At 28.4% G+C, this 11,766-nt stretch carries 14 protein-coding genes; all 14 read right to left on the bottom strand.

Annotation, left to right across the window (positions count from 1 at the left end):
- Positions 1-41: 41 nt before the first annotated feature.
- The 14 genes from MFL_RS00600 to rpiB all read right to left on the bottom strand — a co-directional run bounded on the left by MFL_RS00600 (position 42) and on the right by rpiB (position 11,695).
- A complete protein-coding gene (locus MFL_RS00600) occupies positions 42-1,631 on the bottom strand; it encodes an ABC transporter transmembrane domain-containing protein (protein WP_011183015.1) in 1,590 nt (529 codons plus the stop codon).
- Between the two features lie 200 nt (positions 1,632-1,831).
- Positions 1,832-2,236: an organic hydroperoxide resistance protein gene (locus MFL_RS00595; protein WP_011183014.1), complete on the bottom strand. Its 405-nt coding sequence runs from the start codon at positions 2,234-2,236 to the stop codon at positions 1,832-1,834.
- 80 nt (positions 2,237-2,316) lie between these two features.
- Complete coding sequence (locus MFL_RS00590) at positions 2,317-2,616, bottom strand: hypothetical protein (protein WP_011183013.1); 300 nt, start codon at positions 2,614-2,616, stop codon at positions 2,317-2,319.
- 10 nt (positions 2,617-2,626) lie between these two features.
- A complete protein-coding gene (gene atpD, locus MFL_RS00585) occupies positions 2,627-4,066 on the bottom strand; it encodes a F0F1 ATP synthase subunit beta (protein ID WP_011183012.1) in 1,440 nt (479 codons plus the stop codon).
- A gap of 9 nt (positions 4,067-4,075) precedes the next feature.
- Positions 4,076-4,921 carry an ATP synthase F1 subunit gamma gene (gene atpG / locus MFL_RS00580; protein WP_011183011.1) on the bottom strand — a complete coding sequence of 282 codons (846 nt, stop codon included), beginning with the start codon at positions 4,919-4,921 and terminating at the stop codon, positions 4,076-4,078.
- Positions 4,921-6,498, bottom strand: a complete 1,578-nt coding sequence (atpA, locus tag MFL_RS00575; protein ID WP_011183010.1) for a F0F1 ATP synthase subunit alpha — start codon at positions 6,496-6,498, stop codon at positions 4,921-4,923. Before atpA ends, atpG begins: the two co-directional genes overlap by 1 nt.
- 12 nt (positions 6,499-6,510) lie before the next feature.
- Positions 6,511-7,062 carry a F0F1 ATP synthase subunit delta gene (locus MFL_RS00570; RefSeq protein ID WP_011183009.1) on the bottom strand — a complete coding sequence of 184 codons (552 nt, stop codon included), beginning with the start codon at positions 7,060-7,062 and terminating at the stop codon, positions 6,511-6,513.
- A gap of 4 nt (positions 7,063-7,066) precedes the next feature.
- A complete protein-coding gene (atpF, locus tag MFL_RS00565; RefSeq protein ID WP_011183008.1) occupies positions 7,067-7,600 on the bottom strand; it encodes a F0F1 ATP synthase subunit B in 534 nt (177 codons plus the stop codon).
- Between the two features lie 28 nt (positions 7,601-7,628).
- Complete coding sequence (locus MFL_RS00560) at positions 7,629-7,943, bottom strand: ATP synthase subunit C (RefSeq protein WP_011183007.1); 315 nt, start codon at positions 7,941-7,943, stop codon at positions 7,629-7,631.
- Positions 7,944-7,960: 17 nt separating this feature from the next.
- A complete protein-coding gene (locus MFL_RS00555; RefSeq protein ID WP_011183006.1) occupies positions 7,961-8,815 on the bottom strand; it encodes a F0F1 ATP synthase subunit A in 855 nt (284 codons plus the stop codon).
- A gap of 30 nt (positions 8,816-8,845) precedes the next feature.
- Positions 8,846-9,241, bottom strand: coding sequence for an MG406 family protein (locus MFL_RS00550; protein WP_011183005.1), 396 nt, complete (start codon positions 9,239-9,241; stop codon positions 8,846-8,848).
- A gap of 122 nt (positions 9,242-9,363) precedes the next feature.
- Complete coding sequence (upp, locus tag MFL_RS00545; protein WP_011183004.1) at positions 9,364-9,987, bottom strand: uracil phosphoribosyltransferase; 624 nt, start codon at positions 9,985-9,987, stop codon at positions 9,364-9,366.
- A 45-nt stretch (positions 9,988-10,032) separates the two neighbouring features.
- A complete protein-coding gene (gene glyA, locus MFL_RS00540; RefSeq protein WP_011183003.1) occupies positions 10,033-11,271 on the bottom strand; it encodes a serine hydroxymethyltransferase in 1,239 nt (412 codons plus the stop codon).
- Positions 11,255-11,695: a ribose 5-phosphate isomerase B gene (gene rpiB / locus MFL_RS00535; protein WP_011183002.1), complete on the bottom strand. Its 441-nt coding sequence runs from the start codon at positions 11,693-11,695 to the stop codon at positions 11,255-11,257. The genes glyA and rpiB overlap by 17 nt, the downstream gene beginning before the upstream one ends.
- Between the last annotated feature and the right edge of the window lie 71 nt (positions 11,696-11,766).

Here is an 11,766-nt window from a genome sequence, read left to right as displayed (position 1 = left end):
TAGGCGCAAACCTATGAAAAAACTCATTTTTAATAACTTAATTATAATTTGATAATTTTATTGAACTTATTTAACTCTTCTTTATCAATATGATGAGCAACCATAATAATAGTTAAATTTTTTTTATTTAATAAATAATTCATTATTAAGTTTGATGTTTTTTTATCTAACGCAGAGTTCACTTCATCCAAAAACATTCAAGGTTTTTTTGCAACTAAACCTCTCAAAATTGCAAAACGTTGTCTTTCTCCACCACTCAAATTTTGCATATTATCTAGAATAATTGTTTCAAGGCCAAATTCTAATCTATCAATTAAATGATCTAATTGTAAAAATTTTAAATAAAAATCTACTTCTTCTTTACTAATTTCAGGATTTGCCAATGTAATATTATTTCAAATTGTGTCCTTACTTAAGAAAATATCTTGATCAATGTAAACTGCTTGTTTACGGATGTCATAGTTATCACACCTAGTTTTGTTTATGGATATCTCACTTTTTACATCAAAAGATTTTGGATAAAATAATTGTTTTAACAAAGTAGATTTACCAACTCCTGATTTTCCTAAAATTAAAACTTTATCACCACTTACGATCTTTAAATTTATTTTATCCAAGATTGTTGTTTGATCATATTTAAATGTAAAATCTTTAAATACAATTGATTCTAATTTTTCTTCAATAACTTCAGTTTTAGTAAAATTTTCTAATTCTTTAATGTAAGGGTCATTAATTTCATCATTTGTTTTTCGTAAGTTTAAATATTTTATAAAATGATTTAAAATTATTCCAAATGATTGAATGTACTGTGTTGTCACTTGTGACAGAGTTACAACAATTGCAACTGTAAAAATATTTTTAAATAAAAAATAAGAAATTAAAGTTATTAAAATAATTTGAATTAAATAAATTGTTATTGTGCTTAGCATAACTTGCAATCCTTGAAAGTTTTTACTAATCTTGTTTGCTTTTTCATAATTATTTGATATTTTCATTAAATCTGATTTAAGCTTGTGAGTTTTATTTAAACTTCAATAATTTCAATATGATTTAACACTATCTTTGCTAAACTGTAAAAACTCATCATTTGTTTGATTAGATATTTCTATTTTTTTATGGGATTTTTTAGTTGTTAGAAAAGGGACTAAAAACACTAAAATTGAAAAAAGGGTTGTTATTATAAAAATTAATCAATTATAATAAATAACCATAACTACTGATAAAATCAAAAAACAAATTCCACTAAAAATCAAAAAAATACTTTGATAATAAAATATTTCTAATTGGGATATTTTATTTGATGAATTATTTATAAATTTTCCAGTATCTATATTACTATTGAACTGATCAGATAAAATTTTATCATAATACTTTTTACGTAATTCTTGATTGATTTCTTTAATTATTTTATTTTGAATTAATACTGACAAGTAATCAGAAACGATAGCAATGATAGTTGTTAGTAAAGCAACAATTATATAAAAAATAAAATTTTGTAAATCTTTAGAAATTGCAAACTCAATTACTTTACCAAAAAAATAAGCAAAGAAAAGAGTACCAACAGCTCCAACAATTGATAAAAAAAGAAATAAAGAAAAAAGTCAAAAATGTTGCTTAATAATTATTTTCATAAGCATGCCTCCATTTTTTTTAAAAATTATAAGTCAAAAATATCTTTTTATGTAAAAAGATTTTATTGATATATTTAAACAAACAACATCAACTAATTTAGATTTGTTAATTTCTAAAATTAAAATGTTGTTATTAAAAATTAATTGAATAAATAAAAGTTTTTATTTTTCATTTTAGGTATCACTATAATGTTTTATTGTTATTTTAAACTTAGTGTAACTTCTACATTGTTTTTTAAAGCTTTTGAATAAGGACATACCAAGTCTGCTTCATGCATTAATTTTTCAGCAACTTCTTTATCTGCTCCTATAATTTCAACTTGTAATTCAACTGATATATTAAAGTTCAATTCTCCATTATTGTGTAATGCTACTTTAGCAGTTACATTTGTTTTAAATGAAACTTTATTTTTAGCCATTACAGCTTGCAATGCTCCATTAAAGCATGAACTATATCCTGCTGCAAATAATTGCTCAGGGTTTGTTGTACCTTCTAAATTTAATGTAGGTGATGAAATTTTTAAATTAAATTTTCCATCAGATGAAATAACTTCTCCAGTTCTTCCTCCTGTATTAGTTACTGTTGTTTCATAAATTTTACTCATAAGATATTCTCCTTTTATTTAATTATGTTCCTAAAAATACAAAAAAAACTTTATTTCTTAAAAAGAGATAAAGTTTTTAATTAATCTAATTTATCTGGTGTTGGTATTTTAGTACCATTTTCGTTTACCAAATATAATCTTTCTGTAATTATCTTACATTCTGTTGCGTTAATTATTGCTAGGCCTCTATGTAAGTGAATTCAATGAGTTTGATTATTAACTTTAAAATTCATATTACCAATTTTTAAAGCTGTAACCAACGGCGACATATTTCCTAATACCCCAATATCTCCATCAATAGTTTTTAAGTTAATGATATCAACTTTTTTATTATCTATAAATTTACCATTTGGAGTAGTAATTATTAAATTAATTGCCATTTAAATTCACCTACTTTTTATTTTTAACTTTTGTTTCGTTATATGCTTGAATAACATCTTCAGCTGTTCCTTTGTATAAGAACAAGATTTCTGGAATGTCATCCATTTCACCGTCAAGAATCATTTTAAATGATCTTACTGTGTCAGATACTTTTACATATTGTCCAGGACGACCTGTAAATTTTTCTCCTACGTAGAATGATTGTGATAAGAAGTTTCTTATTTTACGTGCTCTTTGGACAATTAATTTATCTTCTGCACTTAATTCATCCATACCTAAAATTGCAATGATTGATTGTAAATCTTGGTATTTTTGTAGAGTTCCTTGAACACCTAAAGCTACATTGTAATGTTCTTCTCCAATAATTTCTGGATCTAACATTCTTGATGAAGATGAAAGTGGATCAACTGCAGGATAGATTCCTAAACTTGCAATTGAACGGTCAAGAACAATTTTTGCATCTAAGTGTGTAAATGTTGTTGCAGGTGCTGGGTCAGTTAAGTCATCAGCTGGAACATAAACTGCTTGAACTGATGTAATTGATCCTTTATTAGTTGAAGTAATACGTTCTTGTAGTGAACCCATTTCTGTAGATAAAGTTGGTTGATATCCAACAGCTGAAGGCATACGTCCTAATAAGGCACTAACTTCACTACCTGCTTGTGTAAATCTGAAAATATTATCAATGAATAATAATACGTCCATGTTTTTTTCATCTCTAAAGTGTTCAGCAATTGTTAAACCTGTTAATGCAACACGCATACGTGCACCTGGTGGTTCATTCATTTGTCCGAATACTAAACTTGTTTTATCTAAAACTCCAGCTTCGATGAATTCATGATAAAGGTCATTTCCTTCACGAGTTCTTTCACCAACACCAGCGAAAACTGAAACCCCACTGTGAGCTTTAGCAATATTGTTAATTAATTCTTGAATTAAAACTGTTTTACCAACTCCGGCTCCACCGAATAATCCAATTTTTCCACCTTTAGCAAATGGAATCATTAAGTCTATAACTTTAATTCCTGTTTCTAAAATTTCAGCATTAGTAATTAATTCTTCATAAGCTGGTGCATCACGGTGGATAGGCATTCTTTTACCTGTGAATTCTGGTTTTTCATCAATTGCATGCCCTGTAACATTAAACATACGTCCTAAAACATCATCACCAACTGGTGCTAATATTGGAGCGTTTGTATTAATAACTGGAAGACCTTTTGCTAATCCTTCAGTTGGTCCCATTGCAATTGTTCTAACAACTTCATCACCCATGTGTTGTTCAACTTCTAAAACTAATTCAACTCCGTTATTATCTACAACTAAAGCATCATAGATCATAGGAATATTATCTTCGCTAAATTTAACATCAACAACTGGTCCTAAAATTTGGAATACAAAACCATTTGCTGAATTAACAGTATTTTTACTTGTCGTTTTTTTTGCTGCCATATTTTTCTCCTATCCCATTAAAGCATTAGCACCAGAAACAATTTCTGATATTTCTTGTGTAATTGATGCTTGTCTTTCACGATTATATTGAATACTTAAATTGTATTCTAATTCTTTACCATTATTTGTCGCATTTTCCATAGCTAATCTTCTACTTGCTTGTTCACTTACTTGTGATTCTACAATTGTTCCAAAGATTATTGTACTTAAATATAAAGTAACGGCATTATTTAAAACTTCTTCAGCACTTGGTTCAAAGCTATAGTAACTGCTTGAAGTTTCTTGAGTTTCTTCTTTGATAATTGGGAAAACTCTTAATTTTGTAGGTTCAAATGTTACGTTATTAATAAACTTAGTATAAACAATTTGAATTTCATCAAACTCTCCACTTGAGTAATAACTTAACAATTCATTACCTATTTGTTTTGCTTGTGCTGGTGAAAAATCAATATCAACATCAGTACATTCATTTTTAATTTTTATTTTTTTACTATTGTAAGCTGAAACAGCTTTTGAACCAATAGCATATATTTGATCTTCTTTTTTGAAATTACTAATAACTAATTTATTAACGTTGGCATTATAACCACCACATAAACCTAAATTTGAGTTAACAACAACTCATAAAGTTTTTTTAATATCATTAGCAGAATTTTTTAAATAAATTGATTCACTTGAATGTTTAATTATTTCATTAAAAATAGCATAAACTTCTGATACATATTCTTGAGTCTCTGTAACTTTTTTACCAATACGACGTAATTTTGCACTAGCAACTAATTGCATAGCGTTAGTAATTTTACCGATATCTTGTGTATTAGAAATTTGTGTTTTTAAATTACTTAAATTTGCCATTACTTACCTAATTTTTTAAATTCTTTTTCATCCCCAAAAATAGTTGGGTTGTAGTTTTTTAAAGTAGAAGTGAATTTAACAACTAATTTTTCAATTTCTTTTTGAATTCCACTTTCAAGATCAGCATTTCATTCAAGTTTTTTAGTTAATTCAGCTTTTAAAGCTTTTGCATCTTTTTCATTATTAAAGAATGTAATTATTTCAGTTTTAAAATCTCTAATGTTTTCTAAAGGAATTCATTTAATTAAGTGAGATTTAATAGCAAATAAAATAATTGCTTCATCAATTTGATTTAAAGGTGAATATTGACGTTGAACTAACATTTGGATAATTCTTGCCCCATGATCTAAAGTTGCTTTTGTTGATTCATCTAAATCTGAACCAAATTTTGAGAAAGCTTCTAGTTCATAATATTGAGCTAATTCTAATTTCAATGTTCCTGAAACTTGTTTAACAGCTTTGATTTGCGCTGATGAACCAACTCTAGATACTGAAGGACCAATATTAATAGCTGGTCTAATACCTGCCATGAATAAATCACTTGATAAGAAAATTTGACCATCGGTAATTGAAATTACGTTTGTTGGAATATATGCTGAAATATCACTTGCTTGAGTTTCAATAATTGGTAAAGCAGTAATTGAACCACCACCAAATTTTTCATTAACTCTAGCTGCTCTTTCTAAAAGACGTGAGTGTAAGTAGAATACATCACCAGGATAAGCTTCACGACCTGGTGGTCTTCTTAATAGAAGAGACATTTCACGATAAGCAACCGCATGTTTTGATAAGTCATCATAAACAATTAAAACGTCTTCTCCATTTTCCATTCATTCTTCACCAATAGTTACACCAGTATATGGTGCTAAATATTGTAATGGTGCTGAATCACTAGCTCCTGCATTAACAACAGTAGTATATTCCATTGCACCAAATTTTTTAAGTTTTTCAACAACTTGTGCAATTGTTGAATCTTTTTGTCCAATTGATACATAAATACATTTAACATTTTTACCTTTTTGGTTAATGATTGTATCAATTGCTACAGCTGTTTTACCAGTTTGACGATCTCCAATGATTAACTCACGTTGTCCTTTTCCAATTGGAATAGATGCATCAATTCCAAGAATACCTGTTTCTAGAGGTTGACTAACTGATTTACGAGCCATAACTCCTGTTGCTATTCTTTCAACTGGTTTAGATTTTTTAGTTTTGATTGGTCCATTATTGTCAATTGGTTGTCCCAATGCATTAACAACTCTACCAATCATTGCATCACCAACAGGTGTTTCAACAACTTTACCTGTACGTTTAACAATGTCACCTTCTTTGATAAGTTTATAATCTCCAAGAATAACAGCTCCAACAGCTCCTTCTTCAAGACTTAAAACCATACCATAAACATCATTAGGGAAAATTAACAATTCACCCATTAAAGCTTTGTCTAATCCGTAAATTAAAGAAACACCATCCCCAATAGTAACAACACTACCTTGCTCAGCTTCAATAATATCTTTACCATAGTTTTTTATTTGTTTTTCAATTACTTCAGAGATTTCTTTAATATTTAATGCCATATATTAAACCTCCTATTTTTCTTTCAATACTTGATATTTCATTTCATCAAGTTTACTTCTTAATGAGCCATCATAAACTTTGTTATGAACAACTACTTGAATACCTGCAATTAACTTAGTGTCAATTTTATTAACTAATTTAACTTCTTTATTAATTTTTTTAGACATTTTTTCTTCGATCTCTTTTATTTGAGCTGCTGATATTTCTTCAGTAGATCAAACAACACCATAAGTCATGTTGTCTAATTCAACAAGTTTTCCTCTTAATTTTTTTAAAATATCTCTTGCATTTACAAATGCTTGCATATGAACTAATATTTTAAAAGCATTCATGATATCTTCATCAATATTAAATTGACTAAAAGTATCATCAATTATTTTTATTCTTTTTTCTTCATCATGTGCTGATTTAAAAGTAAGAATGTCAACAAACTCATTTTTATTTTTTAGAACTTCAATTAGCACGTGTGCTTGTTCTAACATTTTTTTAACTTTGTTTTCTTTTACAGCAATTTTTGTTAAAGCATTTGCTCAATTATCAATAACGTTATCTTTTAAAACCATAATTTTATTTATCTAGGTTTTCAATAAATTCATCAACAATTTTTTTGTTTTTTGTCTTATTGATTTCTGTCTGTAAAATTTGTTCAGCAGCATCGAATGCAACATTTACTATTGTTGTCTTGATTTCTGCTTCTATTTTTGATCTTTCTTGAGCAATGTCTTTTTCTGCTTGATTCTTAATAATATCAGCGTATTTATGAGCTTCAGATATGATGTGAGTTTTTTGAATGTCAGCATCAACTTTTGAAGTTTGAATAATTAATGAAGATTCTGTTTTAGCGTCTTGCAATAATGCTTCAGCTTTTCTAACACCAATATTTGCTTCTGTTTGCTTTTGCACAGCCTCGCTTAATAATTCATTTATTTTGTTTCTTCTATCTTTAATAGTTTTTCTAAATGGTTTATACATCAATTTTGATAGTATAACTACTAAAACAATTGTAGCTATAACGTGCGCAATAAAGTTTGGCAAGTTAGGAAATAAAGATGTTATGATTTCTGGAACTCCAGCTGTTTGTGTTTCTGCGAAAAATATCATGTAACACACCCTTCTTTCTTTTTATTTCTTAAGCTACGAAAATTAATAAAATAGCAACAACTAATGCGTAAATAGCTCCTGATTCTGCAATTCCTGCTGCAATAATCATAGTTGAAGTAATTTTTGGTGCCATTTCTGGGTTTCTTCCGATTGCCATACATGCACCTTGTCCAACTGCACCTTGTCCGATTCCTGCTCCAGCAACTCCGATAATAGCAACTCCGGCACCTAATAATTTAAGACCTTCACCAGTTGATGATGTTTCTGCTAATAAAGGCATAATACTTGATAATACACTAAAGTATCCTACTAAAAAATTTGCCATGTAATCTGTAAATAACATAAATATAATTCTCCTTTTTATTTTTGTAATTCTATTCTTTTTAATTTCTGAGTTTTTTTTGAACTATTTCTATCCTCACCTTTGTGAGTTAACTCTTGTTCTTCTCCCATACCTTCTGCTCAATATGAAAGCGATAACATTGTAAATACAACAGCTTGGATAACAGCATCAAACATATCAAAATACATATGTAAGAATGGTGTGATCACACTAGTGAAAATGTTAACCCCTGATCATCAGTATGTATACTGCATTTTTCAAGCGTCATCTCCTAGTACACCAGCATTTCAAAATCCAAATGATGGTCAATGCATACCTTCATCTCCAAAGCTAATTGTTCCATGTGCTCAACTACTTTGGAAACCTATGAACATTGCGTACACTAATCCTAAAATAATTGAACCCCCTAAAAGGTTACCGAAAAGACGGAACGACATAGAAAGCAATGGTGTGAATTGTGTGAATATTTCAATTGGATTTATATATCTTTTTAGATAAGCTCATTTTTGATATCTAAATGCAAAGTAATAAATCATCACAAAAGTAACGAAAGCCATTGATAAAGTAACAGTGTATGATGAAGATGGTGATTCAAAACCAAGTAATGAAACCATTGATCCTACTATAATATACAAACAAATGTATAAAAAGTATGGAGTTAATTTACGATATTTTCTACCCATAATTGAAATAACTAAGTTTTCAACTGAAGATACAAACATATCTATAATAACAATTAATCCAGATAATTCCTTATCCTCATCTTGCCCTCTCACTTTAATGTTATAAGTAATACAAATAGCACAAATAAGAATTGTGGTTATAATGATTGCACTAAACTGTGTTGTCAGCGATCATAAACCTTCAAGCATATTGTCCAATTTGAACCCTCCTTAAATTTTTTAATAATTTTTTATATTTAAGACTTTATGATTTGTAAAAGGTAGTAACAAAATTGGACTGAGACCAATTAATACACCTTTATAATCAAAAATAATATTGTTATTAAAAAAAGCAATAAATAACGGAGTGGCATAGGCACCTATTCTTAATAAAAAGAAAAAGTAAAATAAAAAATGATTTTCATTTTTCAAAAGAAGTTCTACAGACTTCTTGCTAATAAAAATACCAACTAAAAACGAAGTTAAACCTAAAGCCCAACCTGTTAATCAGCTATAATTAATAATTTTTAACACAAATAACAAAATTAATGTTATTCCTGTTAAAAAACTAATTATTAATATAATTGATCATGTAGAATTTTTGAACCAGTTTTTATATATACTTTTTAATTCCATTCAGTAGCACCTCGCCTACTACGTTCTTTAATATTCTACTCTTATAAACAAAAAATATAACAAAAGTGGTAAAAGTAAAAAAACTCCAATTATTGGAGTTTTTAAAAAAGAAAATTTCTATTTTATTTTGTACCGAATATTCTGTCTCCAGCGTCTCCTAGACCTGGTATGATATATCCTTTATCAGAAAGCTTTTCATCTTTTGATGCAGCATATATCTCAACATCAGGGTGTTTTTCAAGAACATTGCTTATTCCTGGTTCAACAGCTACTAAACATACAAATTTAATGTTTTTAACTCCTCAACCTTTAACTATATCAATTGCTTTGTTAGCACTACCACCTGTTGCTAACATAGGATCTACTATTATTACATAACTTTCATCAATTGATTCAGTTTTCTTTGCAAAGTATTGATGAATTTCTAAAGTTTCTTCATCACGATAAAGTCCAATATGAGCTATTCTTGCTGTTGGAATTAATTTTTGTATTCCATCTAACATTCCTATACCTGCTCTTAAAATAGGAACTAACACAATTGGCTTATCAATTGTATACCCAACTGTTTTTGTCATTGGTGTTTCTATTTCAATTGCCTCAAGTTCTAAATCTCTAAAAATTTCATAAACCATTAATTGTGCTATTTCATTAAGGTTTTCTCTAAAATCTTTTGATGATGTTTCTTTTTTACGCATTCTTGATAATTTATCAATTATCAATGGATGTTTCAATTCTGTAAATGCCATAACTTATTTCCCTCTATTTGTCCAAATTATTAATATTATAAAGTATTAATATGATAAATGTTCATATATTGGGAATTGCTTACATAATTTAGCAACTTCTTTTGAAAGAGTATTTAAATTTGTTTCTGATTGATCTTTTAATGCACTTGCAATTATTTTAGCAACTTCAACAAATTGTTCTTCTTTAAATCCTCTAGTTGTCATTGCTGCAGTTCCAACTCTAATTCCACTTGTAACAAAAGGTTTTTCTGTATCAAAAGGAATCATGTTTTTATTTGAAACTATACCAATACTTTCAAGGATTTTTTCTGCATCTTTTCCAGTAACATTTAAAGTATTTTTTACATCTAAATTAATTAAATGATTATCTGTTCCATTAGCTATTAATCTCATTCCATTATCTGCTAAGGCTTTAGCAAATGCTTTTGAGTTAGCAACTACTTGATGAACATATTCTTTAAATTCAGGAGTATCTGCTTCATATAAGGCTTGAACTTTCCCAGCTATTTGATTTTCTAAAGGTCCACCTTGAGTACCTGGGAAAACTGATGAATCAATTTTTTTACCAATTTCAGCTTTTGATAAAATCATTCCACCTCTTGCGCCTCTTAAAGTTTTGTGTGTTGTTGTTGTAACAACATCTGCATATTCCATAGGGTTTGGGTGAGCACCACCAGCAACTAAACCAGCAATATGAGCCATATCAACCATTAATAATGCTCCAACTTCATCTGCAATTTCTCTAAACTTTTTAAAGTCTATAATTCTTGAGTAAGCACTAGCTCCAGCGACAATTAATTTTGGTTGATGTTCTAAAACAACTTTTCTAACTTCATCAAAATCAATTTCTTCTGTTTCTCTATTTACTCCATAAAATTTAAAATCATAATTATTACCTGAAAAATTAATTGGATAACCATGTGTTAAGTGACCTCCAGCGTCTAAACTCATAGAAACAACTTTATCTCCGTTTTGTAATAAAGCACGATAAACAGCTTCATTAGCTTGACTACCTGAATGAGGTTGTAAATTAGCGTGACCTGCATTAAATATTTTTTTAGCTAATTCAATTCCTTGTTTTTCAATTTGATCAACAAATTCACATCCACCATAATACCTTTTATCTGGGTAACCTTCTGCATATTTATTAGTTAATATACTTCCTGATAATTGTAAAACTGCATCACTAACATAGTTTTCACTTGCTATTAATTCAATGTGATCTTGTTGTCTTTTTAATTCACCTTTAAGTGATTCTAAAATATTTTTATTTATTGTACTCATCTAATGTTCCTACTCTTTCTTGATGTCTTCCACCTTCAAATTCAGTATTTAAGAAAGTGTCTACTAATAAAAGTGCTTTATCAACAGCAATTAATCTAGCACCAGTAGCTAATATATTTGCATTATTATGTTGTCTTGTTAATTCAGCAGTTTGAACTTCATACACAAGTCCAGCTCTAGCACCTTTAACTTTATTTGCTGCAATGCTTATTCCAATTCCTGTACCACATAAAGCAATACCTTTATTATTTTCATCCGCAACAACAGCTTCTGCTAAAGTAATTCCAATATTTGCATAGTTACATGAATTACCATCATTGTTACCTAAATCAATAACTTCATAACCTTTTTTCTCTAAATGATTTTTAATAGCGTTTTTCATTTCAATCGCTGTATGATCGTTTGCTATATATATCTTATTCATAAAACCCCCACATTAATCTTTTAATAATTTTAACTTATTAGTGAGATAATATTTATATAAAAAGGATTGAA

The organism is Mesoplasma florum L1, from assembly GCF_000008305.1.
GTDB lineage: Bacteria > Bacillota_I > Bacilli_A > Mycoplasmatales > Mycoplasmataceae > Mesoplasma > Mesoplasma florum.
This window is presented reverse-complemented; position numbering and strand designations above follow the sequence as displayed.